This is a genomic window from Pseudoflavonifractor sp. MSJ-37, from assembly GCF_018917965.1.
GTDB lineage: Bacteria > Bacillota > Clostridia > Oscillospirales > Oscillospiraceae > Pseudoflavonifractor_A.
On record NZ_JAHLPP010000002.1, the window covers coordinates 351336 to 376019 of the forward strand.

19 protein-coding genes are annotated in these 24684 nt (G+C 64.9%); 10 read left to right on the forward strand and 9 right to left on the reverse strand.

Annotated features, from left to right (window positions below):
• Window positions 1–84: 84 nt before the first annotated feature.
• The 4 genes from pth to KQI12_RS07465 all read right to left on the reverse strand — a co-directional run bounded on the left by pth (window position 85) and on the right by KQI12_RS07465 (window position 3746).
• Window positions 85–681 (reverse strand): aminoacyl-tRNA hydrolase, encoded by a 597-nt coding sequence (pth, locus tag KQI12_RS07450; protein ID WP_216572282.1) that lies wholly within the window; start codon window positions 679–681, stop codon window positions 85–87.
• Between the two features lie 85 nt (window positions 682–766).
• Complete coding sequence (locus KQI12_RS07455) at window positions 767–1723, reverse strand: ribose-phosphate pyrophosphokinase (RefSeq protein ID WP_216572284.1); 957 nt, start codon at window positions 1721–1723, stop codon at window positions 767–769.
• A 119-nt stretch (window positions 1724–1842) separates the two neighbouring features.
• On the reverse strand, window positions 1843–3042 hold the full coding sequence (locus KQI12_RS07460) for a DapH/DapD/GlmU-related protein (RefSeq protein ID WP_253290890.1): 1200 nt from the start codon (window positions 3040–3042) through the stop codon (window positions 1843–1845).
• Window positions 3043–3257: 215 nt separating this feature from the next.
• The gene (locus tag KQI12_RS07465; RefSeq protein WP_253290891.1) at window positions 3258–3746 is read right to left on the reverse strand and encodes an HD domain-containing protein; all 489 of its coding nucleotides are present in this window, start codon (window positions 3744–3746) and stop codon (window positions 3258–3260) included.
• A 430-nt stretch (window positions 3747–4176) separates the two neighbouring features.
• Here KQI12_RS07465 and KQI12_RS07470 point away from each other — a divergent pair, with 430 nt between their 5' ends.
• On the forward strand, window positions 4177–4857 hold the full coding sequence (locus KQI12_RS07470) for a YitT family protein (RefSeq protein ID WP_216572294.1): 681 nt from the start codon (window positions 4177–4179) through the stop codon (window positions 4855–4857).
• Window positions 4858–5009: 152 nt separating this feature from the next.
• Here KQI12_RS07470 and KQI12_RS07475 read toward each other — a convergent pair whose 3' ends face one another.
• On the reverse strand, window positions 5010–6659 hold the full coding sequence (locus KQI12_RS07475; RefSeq protein ID WP_216572296.1) for an S-layer homology domain-containing protein: 1650 nt from the start codon (window positions 6657–6659) through the stop codon (window positions 5010–5012).
• A gap of 283 nt (window positions 6660–6942) precedes the next feature.
• On the opposite strand from KQI12_RS07475, the gene KQI12_RS07480 reads away from it, so the two are divergent.
• The 6 genes from KQI12_RS07480 (at window position 6943) to KQI12_RS07505 (ending at window position 15538) form a co-directional block, all read left to right on the forward strand.
• Window positions 6943–7518, forward strand: a complete 576-nt coding sequence (locus KQI12_RS07480; protein WP_216572298.1) for a xanthine phosphoribosyltransferase — start codon at window positions 6943–6945, stop codon at window positions 7516–7518.
• 159 nt (window positions 7519–7677) lie between these two features.
• Window positions 7678–8868, forward strand: a complete 1191-nt coding sequence (locus KQI12_RS07485) for a BMP family ABC transporter substrate-binding protein (protein ID WP_216572307.1) — start codon at window positions 7678–7680, stop codon at window positions 8866–8868.
• 127 nt (window positions 8869–8995) lie between these two features.
• Window positions 8996–10585, forward strand: coding sequence for an ABC transporter ATP-binding protein (locus KQI12_RS07490; RefSeq protein ID WP_216572309.1), 1590 nt, complete (start codon window positions 8996–8998; stop codon window positions 10583–10585).
• Complete coding sequence (locus KQI12_RS07495; protein WP_216572311.1) at window positions 10582–11682, forward strand: ABC transporter permease; 1101 nt, start codon at window positions 10582–10584, stop codon at window positions 11680–11682. The genes KQI12_RS07490 and KQI12_RS07495 overlap by 4 nt, the downstream gene beginning before the upstream one ends.
• Window positions 11683–12669: an ABC transporter permease gene (locus tag KQI12_RS07500; protein ID WP_216572313.1), complete on the forward strand. Its 987-nt coding sequence runs from the start codon at window positions 11683–11685 to the stop codon at window positions 12667–12669. It abuts the gene before it with no gap.
• A 214-nt stretch (window positions 12670–12883) separates the two neighbouring features.
• Window positions 12884–15538 carry a calcium-translocating P-type ATPase, PMCA-type gene (locus KQI12_RS07505; RefSeq protein WP_216572323.1) on the forward strand — a complete coding sequence of 885 codons (2655 nt, stop codon included), beginning with the start codon at window positions 12884–12886 and terminating at the stop codon, window positions 15536–15538.
• Window positions 15539–15638: 100 nt separating this feature from the next.
• Here KQI12_RS07505 and KQI12_RS07510 read toward each other — a convergent pair whose 3' ends face one another.
• The 4 genes from KQI12_RS07510 to KQI12_RS07525 form a co-directional block, all read right to left on the reverse strand.
• Window positions 15639–16355 carry a F420-0--gamma-glutamyl ligase gene (locus KQI12_RS07510; protein ID WP_216572325.1) on the reverse strand — a complete coding sequence of 239 codons (717 nt, stop codon included), beginning with the start codon at window positions 16353–16355 and terminating at the stop codon, window positions 15639–15641.
• A gap of 159 nt (window positions 16356–16514) precedes the next feature.
• Window positions 16515–18308 (reverse strand): NADH-dependent [FeFe] hydrogenase, group A6, encoded by a 1794-nt coding sequence (locus KQI12_RS07515; protein WP_216572334.1) that lies wholly within the window; start codon window positions 18306–18308, stop codon window positions 16515–16517.
• Complete coding sequence (locus tag KQI12_RS07520; protein WP_216572335.1) at window positions 18305–19570, reverse strand: NADH-quinone oxidoreductase subunit F; 1266 nt, start codon at window positions 19568–19570, stop codon at window positions 18305–18307. Before KQI12_RS07520 ends, KQI12_RS07515 begins: the two co-directional genes overlap by 4 nt.
• Window positions 19571–19585: 15 nt before the next feature.
• Complete coding sequence (locus tag KQI12_RS07525) at window positions 19586–20086, reverse strand: NAD(P)H-dependent oxidoreductase subunit E (RefSeq protein WP_216572336.1); 501 nt, start codon at window positions 20084–20086, stop codon at window positions 19586–19588.
• A gap of 340 nt (window positions 20087–20426) precedes the next feature.
• Here KQI12_RS07525 and KQI12_RS07530 point away from each other — a divergent pair, with 340 nt between their 5' ends.
• From KQI12_RS07530 to KQI12_RS07540, 3 genes are read left to right on the forward strand one after another with little or no spacing between them, the layout of a single operon-like run.
• Window positions 20427–21938, forward strand: coding sequence for a spore germination protein (locus tag KQI12_RS07530; protein ID WP_216572337.1), 1512 nt, complete (start codon window positions 20427–20429; stop codon window positions 21936–21938).
• Window positions 21935–23065, forward strand: coding sequence for a Ger(x)C family spore germination C-terminal domain-containing protein (locus KQI12_RS07535; protein ID WP_216572338.1), 1131 nt, complete (start codon window positions 21935–21937; stop codon window positions 23063–23065). The genes KQI12_RS07530 and KQI12_RS07535 overlap by 4 nt, the downstream gene beginning before the upstream one ends.
• 41 nt (window positions 23066–23106) lie before the next feature.
• On the forward strand, window positions 23107–24219 hold the full coding sequence (locus KQI12_RS07540) for a GerAB/ArcD/ProY family transporter (protein WP_216572339.1): 1113 nt from the start codon (window positions 23107–23109) through the stop codon (window positions 24217–24219).
• The last annotated feature ends 465 nt before the right edge of the window (window positions 24220–24684 follow it).

Consider the following 24684-nt stretch of genomic DNA (forward strand, 5'->3'; position numbering starts at 1 on the left):
CAGCACCAAACAGCAGCACTCCCCATAAATATACCATGCGGGGGCCGGCATGACGCCGGCCCCCGCATTCGCAGTCTGTTCACTTTAACCGGCATTGTACCGGCTCATGGCCTTCTCGGCGCCCTGGGCGAGGAAGCACTCCACCGCGTCGGCGGCCCGCTTTACCGCCGTGTCCATGGTCCTGCGGTCCTCGCCCTGGAACTTGCCCAGGACCCAGTCCGCCATGTCGTAGTCGGGATGGGGCTTCTCGCCCACGCCCACCTTCACCCGGGGGAACTGGTCGGTGCCCAGGTGCTGGATGATGTTCTTGAGACCGTTGTGCCCCCCGGCGGAGCCGCCCCGGCGGATGCGGAGCCTGCCCACCGGCAGGGACACATCGTCGGAGATCACCAGCACATGGTCCGCCGGGACCTTGAAGAACCGGGCCGCCTCGCCCACCGCCTCGCCGGAGAGGTTCATATAGGTGGTGGGCTTCATGAGCAGGACCCGCTCCCCGGCGATCTCTACCGTGTTGGTCAGGGCGTGGTATTTCAGCTTCTGGATGGGGACATCGGCCCGGCCGGCCAGCTCGTCGGCCACCTCGAACCCCACGTTGTGGCGGGTGTTCTCATACTTGTCTCCGATGTTGCCCAGGCCCACGACCAGCCAGGTCACGGGGCCGGAGGATCTTCCAAAAAACATGGGGTCCACCTCGTTCGGTCAAGATATACGCCGCGCCGGAAGCGGGCTTCCGGCGCGGCGTCGATGTCATAGGGGATGCGTTCGCTTACAGGAACAGCTTGGAGACGGAGATCTCCTCATAGATACGCTCGATGGCCTCGGCGAACATGGGAGCCACGGACAGATACTTGATCTTGTCGCAGGTGTTCTCCTTCTCGGGGATGGTGTCCAGGAACAGGACCTCGTCGATCACGCTGTTGCGGATGCGCTCCACCGCGGGACCGGACAGCACACCGTGGGAGGCGCAGGCGGTGACGGACTTGGCGCCGCCGACCTCCACCAGAGCCTGAGCGGCGTGGCAGAGGGATCCGCCGGTGTCCACCATGTCGTCCAGCAGGATGACGCGCTTGTCCCGCACGTCACCGATGATGTTCATGACCTCAGAGGAGTTGGCCTTCTGACGGCGCTTGTCCACGATGGCCAGAGGCATGTCCAGCTTCTGGGCGAAGGCGCGGGCGCGGGCCACGGAGCCCACGTCGGGGGAGACCACCATGACCTCGTCATGGCAGTCCTTGAACTTCTCCATGAAGTGGTTGATGAACACAGGGGAGCCCAGCAGGTTGTCCACGGGGATGTCGAAGAAGCCCTGGATCTGGTTGGCGTGCAGGTCCATGGTCAGCACCCGGTCGGCGCCGGCGCGGGTAATCAGGTTGGCCACCAGCTTGGCGGAGATGGGGTCGCGGGGCTTGGTCTTGCGGTCCTGACGGGCATAGCCGAAGTAGGGGATCACGGCGGTGATGCGGCCGGCGGAGGCCCGCTTCATGGCGTCGATCATGATGAGCAGCTCCATCAGGTTGTCGTTGACGGGACTGCAGGTGGACTGGATCACGAACACGTCGGAGCCGCGGACGGTCTCGTAGATGGAGACGTACTTCTCGCCGTCGGAGAAGGTGCCCACCTCGGCCTCACCGAGGGAGGTGCCGATCTTCTTGCAGATGTCCTGGGCCAGAGGGCGGTTGGAGCTGCCGCAGAAGACCTTGATGTCCTTGCCATGTGCTATCATTGCTTGCATACATCCTCTCTTATCATTTGAGGTCCGGGGTGCGGACCCGCTGGGATCGTGTCATATCGAGACCGGTGCGCAGAAAGGGACCGGAGGTCGAACGGATGCCGGGCCGCGGCTCATTTCCGGCGGCTACGGCGGCGGGCGGCCCACTGCTTCTTGACCACCTGCACGCTGCGGGCGATGGCCAGCGAGTCGGCCGGCACATCGTCGGTGATGGTGGAGCCGGCGGCGGTATAGGCCCCGTCGCCGATCTTCACCGGGGCCACCAGGTTGGTGTTGCAGCCGATGAAGGCGTTGTCGCCGATGGTGGTGCGGAATTTGCTGGTGCCGTCGTAGTTGACGGTGACGGTGCCGCACCCGAAGTTCACATGGCCGCCCACGTCGGAGTCGCCCACATAGGTGAGGTGGGAGATCTTGGTGCCGTCACCGATGGAGGAGTTCTTCAGCTCCACGAAGTCGCCCACCTTCACGTCATGGCCCACATGGCAGTTGGGGCGGATGTAGGCGAAGGGACCGATCTTGGCGCCGGACTCCACAGTGCTCTCGTTGAGCTGAGAGGCATTGACGGTGACGCCGTCGCCCACGGTGCAGTCCCGGATCATGGTGTTGGGGCCCAGCTCGCAGCCCGCGCCGATCTTGACGGCGCCCCGCAGGATCACGCCGGGCAGGATCAGGGTGCCGCCGCCCACGGTGACGCCGGGGCCCACGAAGGCGCTGGCCGGATCCAGGAAGCGGACGCCGTCCCGCTTCAGACGGGCGATGCTTTCCTCCTTGGCCGTGATCTGGAAGGCGTCCAGACCGTCCTCCTCCAGCGGGAGGAAGCAGCTTTCATAGGGCCGGCAGTGGGCCCGCAGGGCCTCCTGGATGTCGCTCCCGGCGGCCAGGGCGCTCCGCCCGGCCTCGGTGAACTCGAACACGCCGCAGCTGGTGGGGTGGTCCCCCCGGCTGAGCATAGCGTTCTTCTCCTGCGGGGGAAGCTCGGCCTGAGCGGCCCGGACCCGGTCCTCGGCATAGGCGGGCATGAAAACAGGCCGCGTCACGGCGATGACCCGGCTGTGGTCCTCCAGGAAGGCCAGCAGACGCTCCCGGGCGTCCTCGGTCCCGGTGGTGACGAACACGGTGCCCAGAGGGAAGCAGGCCTCCGCCGGCTCCCGGTCCTCCTGGCGGCAGACCACCAAGAAGCGCTCCACGCCGGACCGCTCCAGGGACTGCTCCAGCCAGCGGGCCGCCGGATCGAAGAGCAGCGGCTCCATCATCAGGGGCCGGCCGTTCCCCTCGCGGGCCAGGAACACGATGGCTCCCACGGTCTCCATCATATGCGCTCAACTCCTTTTATCCACTCGATTATAACAAAACGGCGGAGGAAATGCACCCTTATTTTCAAGAAAATGAAGGGCGGACCGCCATATCGGAGAAATGCACGATCTTGACACCGGTTTTACGGTCCGGGACAGTCTTTTTACAGTCCGTCCGCCGTTGGACGACAAAAAAAGGGCCCCGCGAAGGGGCCCTCTTGGCAGAGTCGGGACCGTTATGCCGTGACCATCTGCCGCATCCCCATGAACCGCCAGAACTGCGAGACCTCCAGAGTCGCGCAGAACTTGTCAGCCAGGTTGACCACCGCCGCCTCCCGGCTGCGGGGCCGCCGCTTGGCCAGCGGCCACATATGGGACAGGATGATGTTCTCCTCTTTGGCGCTGAGGCCGCCGCACAGGGCCCGGGCGTTGCGGACCGCCGCCACCGGGTGGTCGAAGCACTGGTTGCCGGGGTGGGTGCCCGGCTCCCGGGCGTTGTAGAGGTAGAGGTCATGGAGCAGGCCGCACCGGGCGGCCATCCGGGCGTCCAGCCGCCAGCGGCGGGCCAGACGGTAGGCGATGTAGGCCACGAACACCGAGTGCTCGTAGCAGCTGCATCCGGGATGATGGGGGATCGCCCGCATGGAGAGGACCTCGCGGCTCCCGATCAGGTCGGGCACACAGTCCAGGAATTCATGCCAGCGTGCGTCGTCGTACAAAACCATGGGTATCGCCCCTTGCTGTTGGTCTATACACAGCATCCTGTGTACGGCCCATATTATAATACAGCCCGTTCCGATCGTCATGACCTTTTTGTAAATATCCACGATATGGAAGGGAATGGAACTGGAGAAAAACCGGCAAGTACGACAAACGGCTTTCTCTCTTTTGTACGACATAGGACCACATGATCTTGTGGAAAATATTCAAAAAACTATGGAGTCGTTTTTTTGAAAAGGACATTAAAACGATATATGGTTTTGATACAGAGACATAAAAAACGGACCGGAACGAAAAAACAGTTGACTTTTGTAGGAAGTGGCGTTAAATTCATCATATCATCATAAGAGTTTTGGGCAAAACAGCGGCCGGCCCAAGACTATTTTGCTGAGTGTGCAGAAGAAGAAAAATTTGAAGAAAAGATGGTGTATCGAAATGTCTACTCCTTCCGCTGGTAAAGATCAGATCGTCAAACGCTGGATCGTGTTCCTGATCGGTGTGTTCCTGATGGGCACCGCGATCGCCCTGGGCATCAAGGCCGGGATCGGCGTGTCCCCCATGAGCAGTATCTCCAACCTGGGCTTCATCCTGAGCAATGAGAAGATTTCTGTGGGCACTTGGTCCTTCCTGGTGAATCTGGCATTCTTCATCCTGGAGTTCATCATCGCCCCCAAGACGTTCCGCCCCGTGAAGATCGTGAGCCAGCTGGTCCCGACCTTCATCTGCAGCGTGTTCATCGACATAAACATGGCTCTGGTGGGCGGTGTCAACCCTGAGTCCTATCCCGCCAAGATCGTGGTCCTGCTGATCAGCTGCATGGTCTTCGGTCTGAGCCTGGCCCTGATGGTCTCCGCTGACGCCACCCTGCAGCCCAGCGAGGCGTTCATCAGCGTCGTGGCGGACCGCACTGGCAAGGAGTGGGGCAACATCCGCACCGTCGTGGACGTGTCTCTGGTGATCATCGCCGCCGTGGTCTCTCTGGTGGTCCTGCACAAGTTCACCACCGTCCGTGAGGGCACCATCGTCGCCGCCATCCTGAACGGCCAGTTCTGCCGCATCTTCGGCAAGGCGACCGACAAGATCTTCGTCAAGAAGGGCGAGGTCGTGGCCGCCTGATCGAGACGGCATCCCTACTAAGAAAGAAAGAAGTGAAGTCCCCGGAGCGGCCGCTCCGGGGACTTTTTTTGTGTCCGCCCAACGGGCGAGGGATGTTCCGCCCATGGCGGGGAAATAGTCAGCAGCGCCCCTCTGGGCGGCCGATCGACCACCTAGCGCTCCGCCCGGACCGCCGACCAGAGGTCGTAACTCCCGGAGGCAGGGATGTTGCCCAGCCGCCAGAAGGACACGCCCCGGATGCCGAACATCTCCGCCAGGTCGATCTTGTCGGCGATGCTCCGGGCATCCTCATACCAGACCTTATAGCGGTCGCCGTTCTCATCGGTGTAGATGACCCAGGGGTTCCGGGCCGTGGCGCTCCAGCCCTTCTCGATGCCGGGCTGGGCCAGCCGCTGGGCCAGGACCGCCATGCTGGGCCGGTAGTACTTGGACTCCAGCACCTTGCCTGACTCGTCGATCCGATAGCCCGTGTCGTCCATGGAGAAGGCCAGAGCCAGCTTGCTTCGGTCCTGGACGCCGGTGTCGGGATCGGTCACCTCCACCAATGCGGAGTAGATCTTGGAGAAGGGGGTCACGGCGAAGCTCTCGGACGGGACGGTGCCCACCCGCAGGTCGCTGACCGGAGGCCGGTAATCGTGGGCCATGAGGATCACCTTGTCACAGCTCTCGCCCAGAGACCGGAAGTCGAAGCCGGTGAGATAGGGCCCCGGCTGGACGCAGACATAGAGGGCTTTGCTCTTGGGCAGGGCCGCCCGGAGCTCCTTCATGAACTGGGCGAAGTCGGACTTGAGGCCGCCCTTGTCCTTCAGCCCCTCGAAGTCGATGGTGAGGCCGGCATAGCCGGAGGATGCGGCAGTGAGGGCGGCCACGGCCTGGGCCCGGGCGGCGGGGGTCCCCGTCACGGCGGCCACGGTGGAGGTGGTGGTGCCGTCCGCCAGCGCGATCGAGTCGGCGGCACTGCCGAACACGCACAGGTTGTAGGGCGTGCCGTTGGACTGGAGATAGCTCGTGGCGGCGGTGGGGTCCTCCGGGATCTTCCAGCCGTTGCCGTTGGCGGAGGTGGTGTTCAGCGTGGGGCCGCCGTCGGCGGTGTACTCCATCCGGGCCCAGCCCAGCGACACCGCGTCCATCTCCTTCGTCAGACCGATCTGGCTGTAGGAGGAGATCGCGTAGAAGCCGTGGACCCAGTCCAATTTAGAGGTATAGCGTTCATAGACCTGGGTGAGCATGACGGCGGCCTCCGCCCGGGTGGCAGAGAGATCGGGCTTGAAGAGGAGTTTCCCGCCCTCCTGGATGCCGGCAGTCATGCCGATGTGGTAGGCCAGAGAGATGTAGCCCTGGTTCCGGGTCACGTCGGAGAAGGGCAGGTCTGGGTCGGCGGTCCGGGCCAGACTGTCGTAGCCCAGGGCCTTCACCAGCAGGATGGCCATCTCCTCCCGGCTGATCGGATCGCCGGGGCGGAAGGAGCCGGAGCTGTCGCTGGCCCCATGGGCCTTGGCGGCCTCCACATAGCCATAGGCCCAGTGGGTGGAGGGACAGTCGATGTAGGATGGGGAGGAGGGAGATACCTTGTCCCAGCCGAACATCTGGCACAGGACCGTGACGAAGGACGCCCGGTCCAGCTGGTCGCTGACGCCGAAGCGCCCGTCCTCATAGCCCACCATCAGGCCGTAGTCCGAGGCCTTCTGGATGGCGGACTGGGCCCAGTGGCCGGCGGTATCGCTGTAAGCCAGGGCGGGGGCGGAGAGGGACAGGGCCAGACAGACGGTCAGGCCCGCGGAAAAGATGGAACGTCGCTGCATGAGATGCCTCCTTCTGGACGACGGATGAGACGGGATGACGAGGCGGGAGCCTCTCACGGCCATTGTAGCAGGCCGACGGCCGGGATGCAAGGACGGGAAGGAGCGGGACTTTCCACGAAAGGGACAGGATCCGCCCCGGAAATATACAGGATATCGTCGGATCTTTGTCAAAAAAGGGGTGACGCGGACCGCTTTTTTTGCTATGATACTATAATATGAAAAAGTCCCTCCGCCTCGGGAGATGGGAGGGCCCAAAAATCACAAAAAAAGAGGATGAAGAGGCATGAAGCTGCTGGAAGACCGCATTCGCAGGGACGGCACCATCCGGGGCACGGACGTGCTCAAGGTAGACCGCTTCCTGAACCACCAGATGGACATCGCGCTCATCAATGAGCTGGGCAAGGAGTTCCACCGCCTGTTCGCCGACTGCGGCGTGAACAAGATCCTGACCATCGAGGCCTCCGGCATCGGCATCGCCTGCCTCACGGCCCAGTATTTCAACGTCCCTGTGATCTTCGCCAAGAAGAACAAGACCAAGAACATCGCCGGCGACGTGTACACCTCCAAGGTGGAGTCCTTCACCCACGGCAAGGTGTACGACATCATCGTCTCCAAGGAGTTCCTGGGCCCCCAGGACCGGGTCCTGCTGATCGACGACTTCCTGGCCAACGGCAGCGCTCTCCAGGGCCTGATCAAGCTGGTGCAGGACGCGGGCGCCACCCTGGTGGGCGCCGGCATCTGCGTGGAGAAGGCCTTCCAGCCCGGCGGCGACCTGATCCGCTCCATGGGCGTGCGAGTGGAATCTCTGGCCCGGGTCAAGTCCATGGACGAGTCCACCCACTCCATCGAGTTTTGCTGATCCCCCAGTCCGGCTGTCCCATTCCCCGGGAAAGGCCGCGTCTCTCCGTCTATCACGGCTCTGCCGTTATAGGATAAAAAGGAAAAGGAACGAACGTCTCATGCATCGGCCCCGGACCGGAGGGTCCCCGGCCCCGTCTGAAGAAGGAGGAACTCTGACATGAACAAGCGCATCCTGTCCGCCGCTGTGGCGGCCACCCTAGCTCTGGGCCTGACCGCCTGCGGCGGCGGCTCCGACAAGCCCGCGGCTTCCGACGCTCCCGCGAACAGCTCCGCCCCCAGCGCCGGTATCGCAAAGGAGGACCTGAAGATCGGCTTCGTCCACATCGGCGACGAGAGCGACATGGGCTATACCTACAACATGGTGCAGGGCGCCAAGGAGATGCAGAAGAACCTGGGCATCTCCGACGACCAGATCGTCACCAAGTACAATGTCACCGAGGACGACGCCTGCGCGGACGCGCTGAACGAGCTGATGGACGCCGGCTGCAACGTGATCTTCGCCACCAGCTTCGGCTTCGGCGACTATGTGACCGCCGCCGCCCGGGAGAACCCCGATGTCCAGTTCTGCCACGCTACCGGCACCCAGGCCCACACCGCCGGCCTGGACAACCTCCACAACTGCTTCGCCAGCATCTATGAGGGCCGCTATCTGGCCGGCATCGCCGCCGGCATGAAGGCCAAGGAGATCGGCAACCCCAAGCTGGGCTATGTGGGCGCCTACCCCTACGCGGAGGTCATCTCCGGCTACACCGCCTTCTATCTGGGCGCCAAGAGCGTCTGCCCCGAGGCCACGATGGACGTGATCTACACCAACACCTGGAACGATGCCAGCCTGGAGAGCCAGACCGCCCAGGCTCTGATCGACCGGGGCTGCGGCGTGATCAGCCAGCACTCCGACTCCACCGGCCCCGCCACCACCGCTGAGGCCAACGGCGCCTTCCAGGTGGGCTACAACGCCGACATGACCACCGCCGCCCCCGGCGCCTCCCTGCTGTCCTCCCGGATCGACTGGGGCGTGTACTTCACCGAGGCCGTGCAGGACCTGATCGACGGCACCCCCATCCCCCAGGATTGGTGCAAGGGCTATGCCGACGGCGCTGTGGCCCTGACCCCGCTGAACGAGGCCATCGCTGCTGAGGGCACTCAGGACGCCATCGCCGCCGCCGAGGCCGCGCTGAAGGACGGCACGCTGGAGGTCTTCAAGGCGGACCTGAAGGGCGTCAACGCCGACGGCGAGGAAGTGGACCTGTCCCAGGGCTTCCAGGAGAGCGACGTGGCCGACGGCCAGACCAGCGCTCCCTACTTCAACTACATCGTGGAGGGTATCACTGAGGTCTCCGCCCAGTGATCCATCCGGCCTGCGTCCGCAGGCCCTGAGCCATGACTGACCCCGGGCGGGGCCGCGGTCCCGCGGTCCCGCCCATCCTGTTCCCGCCCCAGGCGGGGATGCAGACGCGCAGAGAGAGGAGAGCCATATGGGCACAGGTAACTATGCCATCGAGCTGAGGGAGCTGACCAAGACCTTCGGCGATGTGGTGGCCAACGACAAGGTCTCGCTGGCCCTGGAGCGGGGGGAGATCCTCTCCCTGCTGGGCGAGAACGGCAGCGGAAAGACCACGCTGATGAACATGCTGAGCGGCATCTACTTCCCGGACGGGGGCGAGATCCTGGTGGACGGAAAGCCCGTCACCATCCGCTCTCCCAAGGACGCCCACGATCTTGGCATCGGCATGATCCACCAGCACTTCAAGCTGGTGGACGTGCTGACCGCCGCAGAGAACATCATCCTGGGCATGAAGGGCAAAGGACGTCTGGACCGGAAGGCCGTGGCCCGGGAGGTCCGGGCGATCAGCGAGAAGTACGGCTTCGAGATCGACCCCGACCAGAAGATCTATGATATGTCGGTCTCCCAGAAGCAGACGGTGGAGATCGTGAAGGTCCTCTACCGGGGGGCCAACGTGCTGATCCTGGACGAGCCCACCGCTGTGCTGACCCCCCAGGAGACGGAGAAGCTCTTCGATGTCCTGCGGAGCATGAAGGCCGACGGCAAGTCCATCATCATCATCACCCACAAGCTCCGGGAGGTCATGGAGATCTCCGACAAGGTAGCGGTCCTGCGGAAGGGCCAGTATATCGGGACTGTGGACACCGCTGACACCGACCCCCAGCGCCTCACCGAGATGATGGTGGGCCGGTCCGTCAGCCTGAACATCGAACGGCCCAAGACCGAATATCAGGACCTGCGCCTGGAGGTGAAGGGCCTGAACTGCCGCCGGGACGACGGCGTCAAGGCGCTGGAGGACGTGACCTTCCAGGCCATGGGCGGCGAGATCCTGGGCATCGCCGGCATCGCCGGCTCCGGCCAAAAGGAGCTGCTGGAGTCCATCGCCGGCCTGCACAAGGTGGAGTCCGGCCACATCTTCTACTATCCGCCCCGCCCCGACTCCGACTTGGCCAGGACCGGCCTCCATGTCCCCACGGACAAGGCCGGGGAGGAGCTGGTGGGCAAGACGCCCACCCAGATCCATCAGATCGGCGTGTCTCTGGCCTTCGTGCCCGAGGACCGGCTGGGCATGGGCCTGGTGGCGGACATGGGCATGGTGGGCAACATGATGCTCAAGAGCTATCAGTCCGGCAAGGGCCCTCTGGTGGACCGGAAGGCCCCCAAGGCGTTGGCGGAGATCCTGAAGGACGAGCTGGAGATCGCCACCCCCAGCATCTCCACGCCGGTGCGCCGCCTGTCCGGCGGCAACGTGCAGAAGGTGCTGGTGGGCCGGGAGATCGCCTCCAGCCCTACGGTGCTCATGACCGCCTACCCGGTCCGGGGCCTGGACATCAACTCCGCCTATACGATCTACGATCTGCTCAATGAACAGAAGAAGCTGGGGGCCGCCGTGATCCTGGTGGGCGAGGACCTGGACGTCCTGCTGGAGCTGTGCGACCGGATCATGGTCCTCTGCGGCGGCAGGGTCAGCGGCGTGGTGGACGCCGCGAAGACCACCAAGGAGGAGGTGGGCCTCCTGATGACCCACATCCCCACGGACCGAGAGGAGGCGGACGCATGAGCGCACAGCACATCGAACACAAGGAGCCTCTGCTCCGTCTGGCCAAACGGGACGACATCGCCCGGCCCAAGGCCTGGGCCATCCGGGCGGCGGCCATCCTGCTGGCCCTGGTCACCGGCGGCCTGATCATCCTGGCCCTGGGGCACAGTCCCATCGAGGTCTACGGCTCTATGATCGGCGGGTCCCTGAGCAAGGGGCGGGCCCTGCGGGAGACCGTGAAGAAGGCCATCCCCCTGCTGGGCACGGCTCTGGCCATCGCCCCGGCCTTCAAGATGAAGTTCTGGAACATCGGCGCGGAGGGCCAGATCCTGGCCGGCGCCATCGCCGCCAGCTACTTCGCCCTCTTCTGGGCGGAGCGCCTGCCCAAGACGGTCCTGCTGGTCGTCATGGCGGCGGCGGCGGTGATCGCCGGCGGCCTGTGGGGCCTGATCCCCGCCGCGTTCAAGGCCCGCTGGGGCACCAACGAGACCCTGTTCACCCTGATGCTCAACTACATCGTGCTGGGCTTCGTGAAATACCTCCAGGCCGGTCCCTGGGGCCCGGACCTGAACCCCAACGGCTACCCCAAGATCCCCATGTTCGCCGAGGCGGCCCTGCTGCCCAAGGCGCTGGGGGTCCACATCGGGTGGATCCTGGTGCTGGCCCTGACGGTGCTGATGTTCGTCTACCTGAACTACAGCAAGCACGGCTATGAGATCGCCGTGGTGGGCGAGAGCGTCCGCACCGCCCAGTATGCGGGCATGGACGTGCCCGCCATCGTCCGGCGGACCATGTTCCTGTCCGGCGGCATCGCGGGCCTGATGGGATTCCTCCAGGTGTCCGGCGCCAGCGGCAGCCTGACTGAGAACACGGCGGGCGGCATCGGCTTCACCGCCATCACGGTGGCTTGGCTGGCCAAGCTGGACCCCTTCGTCATGATCGCGATCGCGGCCCTGCTGGCGGTGCTGGAGAAGGGCGCGGACACGATCCAGACCATCTATACGATCCCGGCCTCCGCGGCGGAGATGCTGACGGGCATCATCCTCTTCTTCATGCTGGGCTGTGAGTTCTTCATCAACTACCGGGTGATCCTCCGGGGAAAGGGGGCGCGCAAGTAAATGAGCAGTCTGTTCAGTATCTCCTTCGTGATCGCCGCCGTGGCGGCGGGCGCGCCCCTGCTGTTCGGCACGCTGGGCGAGCTCCTGACGGAAAAGTCGGGCAACCTGAACCTGGGCGTGGAGGGCATGATGTATATGGGCGGCGTGGCCGGTCTGGCGGGCGCCTACTACTATGAGCAGGCGGCGGGGGCCGCGTCCTCCGGCGCTGTGGCGGCGGCGATCGCCACGGTGTGCGCCTTCCTGGCGGCGGCCTTCGGCGCGTTCCTGTACAGCGTGCTGACCATCACCCTCCGGGCCAACCAGAACGTGACCGGTCTGGCCCTGACGATTTTCGGCACCGGCTTCGGCAATCTGGTGGGCGAGGCCATGGGCAACGCCGCCGGCGGCTTCGTGGCGGTGAGCCAGTCCACCAAAAACGTGTTCATCGGCGGCATCCCGGTGCTGAAAGACCTGCCTGTGGTGGGCAAGCTCCTGTTCTCCTACAACTATCTGGTGTATCTGGGGCTGGCGCTGGCGGTGGCCCTGGCCTGGTTCCTGGACCGGACCCGCACCGGTCTGGACCTGCGCTCGGTGGGCGAGGACCCCGGCACCGCAGACGCGGCGGGCATCGACGTGACCCGCTATAAGTATCTGGCCACCTGTGTGGGCGGCGGCATCTCCGGCCTGGGCGGCCTGTATGTGGTCATGGCCCAGCAGCAGGGCGTGTGGGTCCACGACTGTGTGAACGGCAAGGGCTGGATCGCGGTGGCGCTGGTCATCTTCGCCACCTGGAGCCCCTGGCGGGCCTTGGTGGGCAGCATGGTGTTCGGCGGCCTGTCGGTCCTGCGGCTCTACATGAGCTGGGGCGGCAACCGTCTGGCGCCGATCTACGACATCGTGCCCTATGTGGCCACGGTGGTGGTGCTGATCGCGGTCAGCATCCGCCAGCGCCGGGAGAGCCAGCCCCCGGCCAGCCTCGGCAACGCCTATTTCCGCGAAGAGCGGTGATCTTCCCCTGAATGAAAGGCCTCCTGTGGATGACAGGAGGCCTTTTCGCGTGGAGGGGAGAGGCCGGTGTCGTATCTCCTGGCTGAAAACAGGCATCCACGGTCCACGCTCCATGGTCCTCCTCGTCACGATCCCCTTGGAATCGGTCCCGGCGCGGGGCTATACTCGGCTCTGATGATAGGGAATATCTGGATGTTCGAAGGAGCGGAGCGATATGACGGCATGGCACAGTCGAAGCGCGGTGGAAGCGCTGGAGGAGCTGGGGTGCGACCGGAAGCGGGGGCTCTCCGGAGAGGAGGCGGAGCGCCGTCTGCGGGAGCACGGTCCCAACGCCCTGCGGCAGAAGAAGCCGCGCGGCATGGTCCTGCGGGTGCTGGATCAGCTGCGGGACCCCATGGTCCTGGTCCTGCTGGGGGCGGCGGGCCTGTCTCTGGCGGTCAGCGGCGGAGAGGACTGGCTGGACGCGGCGATCATCCTGCTGATCGTGGTGGTGAACGCCTGTATCTCCATCTCTCAGGAGGACGGGGCACAGCGGGCGCTGGAGGCTCTGCGGGGGATGTCCGCCCCGATGGCACGGGCGGTCCGGGACGGAGAGCGGGTGCGCCTCCCGGCGGCGGAGCTGGTGCCCGGGGATCTGATCGAGCTGGAGACCGGGGACCAGGTCCCGGCAGACGCCCGGATCCTGGAGTGCGCCGCCCTGCGGTGCGATGAGAGCGCCCTCACCGGGGAGTCGGCGCCGGTGGAGAAGCGGGCGGGCGGGAGCCTGCCCCCGGAGACGCCGCTGGCCGACCGGAGCAACATGGTGGCGGGGAGCACTCTGGTCACAGGGGGACGGGCCCTCTGCGTGGTGACGGCCACCGGCATGGACAGCGAGGTGGGCCGGATCGCCGGGATGCTCCTAGGGGACGGAGACAGTGAGACGCCCCTCCAGAAGAAGATGGGGGAGGTCTCCCGGACCCTGTCCTTCCTGTGTGTGTGCGTCTGCGCGGTCATGTTCGGGGCGGGGCTCCTGGCCCACCGGCCCATGCTGGAGATGTTCCTGACGGCGGTGTCGCTGGCGGTGGCGGCGATCCCCGAGGGCCTGCCCGCCGTAGTGACGATCGTACTGGCGCTGGGGGTCTCCCGGATGGCAGGGCGGAACGCGATCGTCAAGAAGCTCCCGGCGGTGGAGACGCTGGGATGCGCCGCCGTCATCTGCTCTGACAAGACCGGCACGCTCACGCAGAACCGGATGACCGTCACCGAGGTGTGGACGCCCCGGGACGGGGCCCGGCCTCTGCTCCTCCAGGCGGCGGCCCTGTGCGGGGATGCCAGGCTCCGGCCGGGACGGGCGGGGGGCCGTCCTGTGGCCGACGGGGACCCCACCGAGGCGGCGCTGGTGGAGCTGGCCGCCCGGGAGGGAGTGGACCGGACCGAGCTGGAGGCGGAGCTTCCCCGGCGGGGCGAGCTCCCCTTCGATCCGGAGCGGAAGTGCATGACCACGCTCCATGCCCGGCCCGGCGGGGGCTTCCGGGTGCTGGTGAAGGGGGCCCCGGACGTGCTCCTCCGCCGGTGCGCCATCGGAGAGGAGGAGCGGAAGTCGGCTCTGTCCATCAACGCGGGGATGGCGGACCGGGCCCTGCGGGTGCTGGCCCTGGCCTATCGGGATCTGGAGTTCCTGCCCCGGCGGCTGGACAGCGCCAGTCTGGAGCAGGGGCTCACCTTCCTGGGACTGGCGGGCATGATGGATCCACCCCGGCCCGAGGCGAGGACGGCGGTGGAGCGCTGTCACCGGGCGGGGATCCGGCCGGTGATGATCACCGGGGACCACAAGCGTACCGCCGTGGCCGTGGCCCGCGCGCTGGACATCTGCCGGGAGGGGGATCTGGCCGTCACCGGAGAGGACCTGGACCTGATGCCTCAGAGCCTGCTGGAGGAGGACGTGGAGCAGTTCTCCGTGTTCGCCCGGGTGACGCCGGAACACAAGCTGAGGATCGTCCGGGCCTGGCAGAAGCGGGGGAAGGTGGTGGCCATGACCGGCGACGGTGTCAACGATGCCCCGGCTCTGAAGGCGGCGGACATCGGATGCGCCATGGGGATCGGCGGCACCGATGTGGCAAAGGGGGCGGCGGACATGATCCTCACGGACGATGACTTCTCCACCATCGTGGCGGCGGTGGAGGAGGGGCGGGGGATCTACGCCAACATCCGCAAGGCGATCCACTACCTGCTCTCCTGCAACATCGGGGAGATCGTGACGGTGTTCCTGGCCACCCTGCTCCAGTTCCGGCAGATGCCGCTGGTGCCGGTCCAGCTCCTATGGCTGAACCTGGTGACCGACGCTCTGCCTGCCCTGGCCCTGGGAGTGGAGCCGGTGGAGGAGGGACTCATGGACCGGAAGCCCAGGGACGCCCACGCGCCCCTCTTCGACCGGGCCTTCACCTTCCGGCTGGTGTGGCAGGGAGTGATGGTGGGCCTGCTGACCCTGGCGGCCTATCTGCTGGGGGAATACGTCCTGTCCGATCCCCGGAGCGCCTCGGCGGCGGCCAACACCATGGCCTTCGCCACTCTGACCTTCTGCCAGCTGTTCCACGCCTTCGACGTGCGGAGCGAGACGGAGTCCCTGCTCCGGCTGGGGATCGGCTCTAACCCGGCTATGGTCCGGGCCTTTCTGGCGGGGATGGCCATGCAGATGGCGGTGCTTTTCCTGCCGCCCCTCCGGCGGGTGTTCCGCACGGTGCCCCTGAGCGGGGCGGAGTGGGCGGCCGTGCTGATCCTCTCCCTGACGCCCCTGGCGGTGTGCGAGTGTGCCAAGGCGGTCCGGCGGGCCGCCGGAGGGGAGAAGGAACGGACGGGCCGGCCCCGCGAGATGGCGGCGGGGAGGAGATGAGCGCAAGAGCCTCATGATGTCCCCACATATCGGGACCGATGGAAGAAAAACGCCCCCGCCGGGAGCAGAGAGGCTCCGGCGGGGGCGTGCCCATATGCGCTTATTCCGCCTCGGCGGCCGCGGGCTGGGGGCGGATCAGGATGAAGGGGGTGAGCTGGCGGTCCTGGCCCGCGGGGTTGTCCCGGATCAGGTCCAGCAGTTCGGAGTCGCTCTGCTTGAGCTGGGAGCAGTGGCCCAGCATCTCTACATCCAGGTCATTGGCATCTACGATCATGGAGACGATGCCGGTCTTGGCGTAGATCTCATCGCACACGCCGGTGGGATCGGAGGGGATCCGGACGCCCATGTGCGCGTACTCGGGGATGTCCTCGCCGTAGAAGCCGTCCAGACCGGAGACCTCCAAGCCGGCGATCTTATAGAAGGTGCCGTGGATGCCGCGGAGCTTGTCGATGGCGGCCCGGAAGGCCGCCCACAGGATCTTGGGCAGGCCGCAGACGTTGATCGCGAACTGCATCTTGATCGGCAGGCCCATGCCGGGACCGGCGGAGGTCTGGTGGACGAAGCGGGAGAGGACCTTGGCCCAGAAGCCGGGCTTCAGCTCCTCCTCCGTGACCACCCGCTTCTGGCAGATAGCGATGACCTTCTCGCTCATGGAGAGGATGTCGCCCTCCTGATACAGGGGCTTCACATACTTCTCCATCAGCTCGATATAGCTCTCGCCCACAGTGACGAAGTGGGTGGTGATGGCGTGGCGGGCCCAGGTCCTGCCCATGGCCTGGATGGTGATGTTCTTTCCCTCGTTGGCATGGAATTCCATGGAAATGCCTCTTTTCCTCTATGTAAGATGTAGGAGTCCTTCTGATAGTACGCCCTATTATAACCAGTCCCGCCCTAAAAGGCAACGCTGGCGGGCCATCTTCTCGAAAAACTCCCCGGAAGCGGCCGCTTCCGGGGAGTTTCGTGTCATATGGACGCGTTACTTCTGATACTCGGGCAGGAACTTGCGGTACTTCTCGATATAGGGGGAGAAGTCGTAGCGCTTGGGACGGGGGAAGTACTCGGTGTGCAGGAGCTCGTGGGACTTGTGGCTCAGAGGCGCGCCGAAGAACTCCTCGTAGATCGTCTTGATGTCCGGGTTCTCGTGGCTCTTGCGGAGGGGCAGGTCCTTATCCAGCTCATAGAGGGCCTTGATGCGGGCCTGGCGCTTCTCGTTGGTGGTGCCGATGGGCTGGCCGCCGCCGCCGATACAGCCGCCGGGGCAGGCCATGATCTCCACGAAGAGGTACTCGGCCTCGCCGCTCTGGATGCGGCGGATGATTTCCTTGGCGTTCTTCAGGCCATTGACCACGGCCACCTTCAGCGGGGTGCCGTCCAGGTCGATGGTGGCCTCTTTGATGCCGCCCACCTCGCCGCGGACCTGCTCGAACTCCAGCTTGGGCAGCTCCTTCTTGGTATAGAGCTCATAGGCGGTGCGGAGGGCGGCCTCCATGACGCCGCCGGTGGCGCCGAAGATCGCGCCGGCGCCGGAGCCGGTGCCCAGAGGCGCGTCGAACTCGCTCTCGGGCAGACCGGGCAGATCCAGGCCCTCATAGCGGATCAGCTTGGCCAGCTCACGAGTGGTGAGGACCACGTCCACGTCCTGATAGCCGTCCCGGCCCAGTTCGGGACGGGTGGCCTCGAACTTCTTGGCGGTGCAGGGCATGATGGACACGGAGAAGATATCCTTGGGATCCCAGCCCATGCGCTGGGCGTAGTAGGTCTTGAGCACCGCGCCGAACATGCCCTGGGGGCTCTTGGCGGTGGACAGGTTGCCGATCAGCTCGGGATGATGCTTCTCCATGAAGTTCACCCAGCCGGGAGAGCAGGAGGTGATCAGAGGCAGGCGGCCGCCCTTCTCGATCCGCTGGAGCAGCTCAGAGCCCTCCTCCATGATGGTCAGGTCGGCGGAGAAGTTGGTGTCGAACACCTTCTCGAAGCCCATCATCTTCAGGGCGGTGATCAGCTTGCCGGTGACCAGCTCGCCGGGCTCCAGGCCGAAGTCGTCGCCCACGGAGACGCGGATGGAGGGCGCGATCTGCACCACCACGTGCTTCTTGGAGTCGTGGAGGGCGTGGCGGACGTGGCTGGTGTGGTCCACCTCGGTCAGCGCGCCCACGGGGCAGACCAGCGTACACTGGCCGCAGAGGACACAGTCGGTCTCGTTCATAGGCAGATCGAAGGCGGTGGTGACCTTGCAGTCGGTGCTCCGGCCGGTGAAGGACAGAGCGCCGATGCCCTGGACCTCCGAACAGACCTTCACACAGCGGCCGCACTTGACGCACTTGGAGGGGTCCCGCACGATGGAGGGGTTGTCCAGACGGGGCTCCTCCGCCATGGACACGTCGGGCAGGTCGGGCTTGAGCCGGTTGAACCGGCGGCACAGGTTTTGCAGGTCGCAGTTGTTGTTGCGGGAGCAGGACAGACAGTTCTGATGATGGTCGGCCAGGATCAGGTCCAGCACGCCCACCTGAGCGTCATAGACCCGCTTGGAGTCGGTGACGACCTCCATGCCCTCCCACACCAGAGTGGAGCAGGCGGCCAGGAGCTTCCGCTGGCCGGTGACCTCCACCATGCACATACGGCAGTGGGCCTTGATGGACTGGTCAGGATGATAGCAGAGGTGGGGGATATCGATGCCGATGGTGCGGGCAGCCTCGATGATCCGGGTCCCCTCGGGCACCTCCACGGGCATATGATTGATGGTCAGATGGATGATCTTCTTCTCGCTCATCTGACAGCCACCTCCTTCTTCACAGCGAATACTTCAGGGAACCGCTTCATGGCGGAGAGCAGGGCGGACTGTGCGGTCTCGCCGAGGCCGCACATGGAAGCGGTGGACATGATGTTGGCGTACTTCTCCATCAGCTTCAGGTCCTCCTCCGTGTGGGTGCCCTCGGCGATCTTCTCCAGGAAACGGGCGATGTGACGGTTGCCCTCGCGGCAGGGGGTACACTGGCCGCAGGACTCATGGCAGAAGAACTGCTGGGTCATGCGCAGGAAGCCGATGACGCTGGTCCGCTCGTCCACCACCAGCACCGCGCCGGAGCCGATGGCAGTGAGGTCGGCGCCCTTCATGCCCTTGTAGGTGTACTGGGTGTCCAGCTGAGCGGGAGAGGCCAGCCGGCCGGACGCACCGCCGAGCTGGACCAGCTGGAGCTGATGGCCGTCCTCGATGCCGCCAGCCAGATCGTAGATGATCTCACGCAGGGTGATGCCGAAGGGGACCTCGAACACGCCGGGATCTTTAACGTTGCCGCAGACCGAGATCAGCTTGGTGCCCGGGCAGTCGGGGGTGCCCTGAGACTTGTAGAAGCCGTCCTTGTCCAGCAGGAGCGGGGGGACCAGGGACAGGGACTCCACGTTGTTCACACAGGTGGGCAGGTGGAAGGCGCCGCACTGCTTGATGAACGGCGGCTTCATGCGGGGACGGCCCGAGTGGCCCTCCAAGGACTCGCATAGGGCGCTGCCCTCGCCGCAGACATAGGCGCCCGCGCCGGAGTACAGATGGATCCGATAGTTGAAGCCCTCATGGCCCAGGATGTTGTCGCCCAGATAGCCGGCATCCTCGCACTGCTTGATGGCGGAGAGGAGCTGGGGGCGCAGATGGGCATACTCCTCGCGCATATAGATGTAGCCGTTGTCGGCGCCCACGGACCAGCCGGCGATGATCATGCCCTCCAGCAGCTGGAAGGGATCTTTGCTCAGCAGCTCGCGGTCCTTGAAGGTGCCGGGCTCGCCCTCGTCGGCGTTGCAGACCACGCACTTGTGGGGGCCGGGGACGGAACGGGCCTGGGACCACTTGCGGCCCATATCGTAGGCCGCGCCGCCGCGGCCCTGGACGCCGTTGTCCGAGAGGACCTTGGCGATGGCGTCGCCGTCCATGTCCAGCGCCTTGCGCAGGGCGGTGAAGCCGCCGATGAGCTCATAAGACACCAGACTGGCGGGGTTGTACTTCCCGAAGTTCCGGGTGATGAACGAGACAGACTTGCTCATGCTTCCACTCCTCTCTTAGTCCAGCTGCTGGAGCATATCGATGATACGCTCCTCGCTGTCCAGATGTCCGTAGACCACGCCGTTGACCCGCACCGCGGGGGACACGTCGCAGGCGCCGAAGCAGGGGACCTTCTCGATGGAGAAGCGGCCGTCGTAGGTGACCTCGCCGATCTCCAGGTTCAGCAGGCGCTTGAGGGTCTCGCACAGGGCGTCGCTGTCCTTCACGCGGCAGGGGGCGCTGTCGCACACCTGGAGGGTGTACTTGGCGCGGGGCTTGTCGTGGAGGGCAGAGTAGAAGGTGATCACGTCGTAGACCTGAGTGGGATGGATCTCCAGACGCTCGGCCAGATAGTAGGCCGCGGGCTCAGGGATGTAGTGGCGCTCGACGGCGGCCTCCAGATCCAGCAGGATCCCGACCAGCTGGGTCGCGTCGCCGTCGTGGGCGTCGATGACGCGGTCGACCAGCTCCACCATCTCGGGCGTGAGCTCGTTCATTTTTTGGGCAAAGGGCTTCATGCAGGTGCCTCCTCCTCTTGTTGCATACGAGCAGATACTGATAAGTTCAAAAATCAGAAATGCAAGTATGGAGCTTGTAAATATGAGTATTTCCTAGAGAAAAAGTGGACTTTCTTGCAGAAAAAGTGCGGGACTGACCGGATATATAACATTCTATACTGATAGTTCTGATTCTGCAAGTATAAAAGTTGAACATGGCGCAGATATGGAGAGATCTACAAAAACAGGGGCTGAAATATAGATAGATCAACTGATATGATGACTTCGGGAGGAAGAATAACGGGCCTGAGACCGGGGCAGACTGTGCGAGACACAGACGGAACGAGGAGGAGGCGGTCCTATGTGGGACGAGAAACGGGAACGGGAAGAGCATCCGCCCCACCCCCGAAAGGAGCCGCGGCTGGACCTGCCGCTGACGGTGGAGGGCGTGCGGACGGCGTTTCGGGACTGCGCGGACCTGTCCGTCCGGGAGCTGATCCGGCCGGGCGGCGAGCGGGTGACGCTCTGCGCGCTGGATGGCATGGTGAAGGCGGAGCGGATCGGGGATCAGGTCCTCCGGCCCCTGGCGCAGGACCGGGAGTTGGCTGGGCTCCGGGGCGAGGAGGCCCTCCGGCGGATGGCGGAGGGCGGTCTCTGGGGCGTACAGGCCCGGCGGCGGGACACGATGGACCAGGCGGCGGCGGATCTAATCGGCGGGTGGTGTCTGCTGTTCTGCCCGGGGGCGAAGGGGGCGCTGGCCCTGTTTGCCGCCACGGAGGATAAGCGGGCCGTGGGGCCGCCCGCCGGAGAGACGGTGATCAAGGGGGCCCAGGACGGCTTCGTGGAGAGCCTGCGCACCAACACCAGTCTGGTCCGGCGGCACATCAAGGCGCCGGAGCTGAGGATCCGGGAGCAGACGGTGGGACGGCAGTCCCTGACAGCGGTGGACGTGGTCTATCTGGAGGGCATCGCGGACCCGGCGGCGGTGTCGGAGCTGGAGCGCCGCCTGCGGCGGATGGACGTGGACGGCGTGCTGGGCACCGGAGATCTGGTGGAGTATCTGGTGGACGATATCCGCACGGCGTTCCCGCTGATCCAATACACGGAACGACCGGACCGGTTCTGCGGCGGCCTGCTGGAGGGGCGGGTGGGCCTGCTGGCAGACGGTCTGCCGCTGGGCTATCTGGCTCCCAGTACTGTGAGCAGCTTCCTGCGGGCGCCTCAGGACAAGACCAGCAACTGGATCATGGCCAGCGTGATCCTCTTCCTCCGCTGGCTGTGTGTGGCGGTGGGGCTGTTCCTGCCCGCCCTCTATATCGCTATGGCCACCTTCCATCAGGAGATGATTCCCACCAAGCTGGCCCTGTCCATGATCGCCGCCAAGCAGGACGTGCCCTTCGAGACCGTGTTCGAGGTGCTGATCATGCTGGTGGCCTTCGAGATCTTGCAGGAGGCGGGGCTCCGCCTGCCCCAGTCCATCGGACAGACCGTGTCCATCATCGGCGGCCTGGTGGTTGGCCAGGCCGCGGTGGAGGCCAAGATCGTCTCACCGGCGGTGCTGATCGCGGTGGCGATCGCCGGCGTGGCGGGATACACCACGCCCAGTCAGGAGATGGCCGGAGCTCTGCGGCTGTGGCGGTTCCTGCTGGCGGTACTGGCCAGCGTGGCGGGGCTCTTCGGCGTGGTGGGGGGCGCGGCGGTCCTCATCTGCCATCTGGCGGAGCTCGAGTGCTTCGGCGTGCCCTATCTGGCGCCCTTTGCCGGGGGTCGAGGCCTGCCGGGGGCGATGCGGGCGGTGGTCCGGCGGCCCCTCTCTCAGGAAAAGCTCCGGCCGGGGATCCTCCGGCCGAGGAACAGGAGGCGACAGCGATGAGACGATCCGCAGCGGCTCTGGCCCTCCTGCCCCTGCTGGGGCTGACCGGATGCCAGAAGGGGTTCGATCTGCTGCCCCAGGCCCGCTCTCTGGGGAGCATGGTCCTCATGCGCACCATGGGCATCGACCTGGGGGAGACATATGCCGTACGGGTCACGGTGTCCAGCGGCGAACAGAGCCTGGGCCGTGGCGAGGGCTCGGAGGAGGCTCTGGTCCTCCAGAAAGAGGCAGAGAGCATCAGCGGCGCCTGCCTGGCCATGCAGGGACAGGGGGCCTCCTATGTGTTTTATGGCCATGTGGGCCAGCTCCTGCTGGGGGAGTCGGCGGCCCGGGACGGGCTGGAGGTGCCGCTGGACTATGTGCTGGGGGATATCGAGACCCGGCTGGAGACCGATGTGTATCTGGTCCGGGGCGCAGAGGCGGGCGAGGCCATCGCCGCGGCCGCAAAGGAGGGCTCCGCCACCAAGCGCTTAGAGGCGGTGGAGAAGGACGGTGGTCTGCTGTCCAGATCCATGACCCGGGCAGCGGAAGAGACGCTGGAGGATCTCCTGGAGAACGGGGACACCTTCCTGCCGGCCCTGGCCCTGGAGGGCGAGGACCGGGAGATGGACCCAAGAGGCTATGGCCTGGTCCGGGACTGGGCGCTGGTGGACTGGATCCAGGGGGAAGAGGCCCATGGGGCGGAGCTCCTGCTGAGCGAGGTGGAGGCCGATATCTTAGAGGTAGAGGATCCGGAGCTGGGCAAGGCCGTCCTGCGGGTCGTGGACGCCAAGACGAAGGTGCGGCCGGTGTTCCGGGGGGAACGGCTCGTCGGCCTGACGGTCTCCTGCCGGGTGGAGGCGGATCTGGCAGAGGGGGCAGAAGAGTTCGACCGGCTGGACCGACGGAGCTGGCTAGAGCAGGCGATGGCAGAACGGACCGAACGGCGGATCCGTGCCCTGCTGGAACACTGCCAGCGGTTGGAGGGGGATTTCTTCCAACTGGAGGGGATGGCACAGCGGGCCATGCCATGGAAAAAGCGGACCATCGCGGAGCAGTGGGACTTGGGCGGCCTGGATATCCGGGTAGAGGCCCAAGGGGAGATCCTGCGGCGGTATGATGTGAGCGTGGGACGGGAGAAGCTTTGACCACGGCAGCGATGAACGATATAGGAGGAGGGAACGGACCGATGGAGAAAGACCGGGCCTCCGTGCGGCAGGTACTGACACTGCTGGGAGCGGCGCTCCTGTCGCCGATGATCCAGCTCCTGCCCCGGGAGACGGTGGCGGAGGCAGGACGCGCGGGGTGGCTCTCCGCCCTGCTGGCCATCCCGGCGGCACTGATCATGGGGATGGCCTTCCGGGCGCTGGTGAAGGCGGCTCCGCCGGGGACCGGACTGGCGGGAGGATTGGAGACGGCCTTCGGCCGGGGACTGGGACGGTGCGTGTGTGGCCTCTACCTCTTATGGGGGATCGCTCTGCTGGGATGGAACGCCCGGTGGGCGGCGTTCCGGTTCCTGATCACCAGCTATCAGAACGCCAGGCTGCCGCTATTCTTCCTGATGCTGATCGGAGGGACGTTGTGGGTCGGGCGGAAGAAGCGGACCGTATTCCTGCGTGCGGCGGAGATCTACGCCTTGGCGCTGGGCATCGCACTGGCGGTGTCCCTCTTTTTCGGGGCCATGCAGGGCGAGCGGGCGTGCCTGTTCCCGATATGGGTGGATGACCTGCCTGGCACGGTCCGGGGGATAGTGCCAGTCTTGGGCATCTTGGGCTATGGGGTCTTTGCGGCCCTTTTGGTGGGCTGCGCAGACCAGAAGCCGGGAGACGGACGGAGGTCACTGCGGTGGCTGGCGGGGACCTGCGTGATGATGGCGCTTTTCCAAGTGGTGTGTATCGCCGTGTTTGGGCCAGGACTGATCGGACGGCTGGAGCTGCCCTATTTCATGCTGGTGAAGGATTTGGGAGTGGATGGGGCCTTCCAGAGGGTGGAGTCGGTGGTCATGTCGCTGTGGGTGCTGGCGGACTTGGCCCTGTTGGGACTGCTGTTCCTGGCCTGCCGGGAGATCCTGGAGCATTGGAATGGAGGGAGGGAGGAGAAGTGGATCCCGTGGGGCATCGCGGTCGGAGCGGTCTTGATAGGGATGGGGCCGGTATCGGATGAATTCCAGCTCTCGGAAGTGATGGAGCATATGGCAGTCATCGGAAATATCGTGATGGGGATCGTAGTGCCGGGGATCGGGGCGGTGTGCCTTTTGGGCAGAGAGAAGAAAAAAGCGAAGAGGATGCGGGAAAAGCATTGACAAACCTCATCGACGCTGATATACTAAACAAGCCTTTTACGAGAGGGGTACTTTTGGAAGCTGAAAGCTTTGGGGGAGACCGGGCGGAAGCCGGACGGACCCGCGGGGCTGGATGAAGAAAGTGCTTGACAAACGTGAGAGTGCGTGGTAAACTGAATGAGTTCGCTCGAACAGAGCAGACCACTTCAAAAAGGACGGAGTTTTGAGGTACGAAGGCGGAAAGCCTTGAAAAACCTCGAAAAAAGTTCTTGACAGGCTCGAAAGAGTGTGGTAGAATGAACAGGTCGCTCGAGAGGGCGGACCGCTTGGATGAGAGCGCTGGAGCTGGAAAGCTCCGAAAAAAGTGCTTGACAAGCGAACGAGAGTGTGCTAAAATATAGCGCACTGGACAGCGGAAGCTGTCGAGCGTGTACCTTGTAAATTAAACAACGTGAAAGTAACACGAAGCACCAGAAGGACAAATCG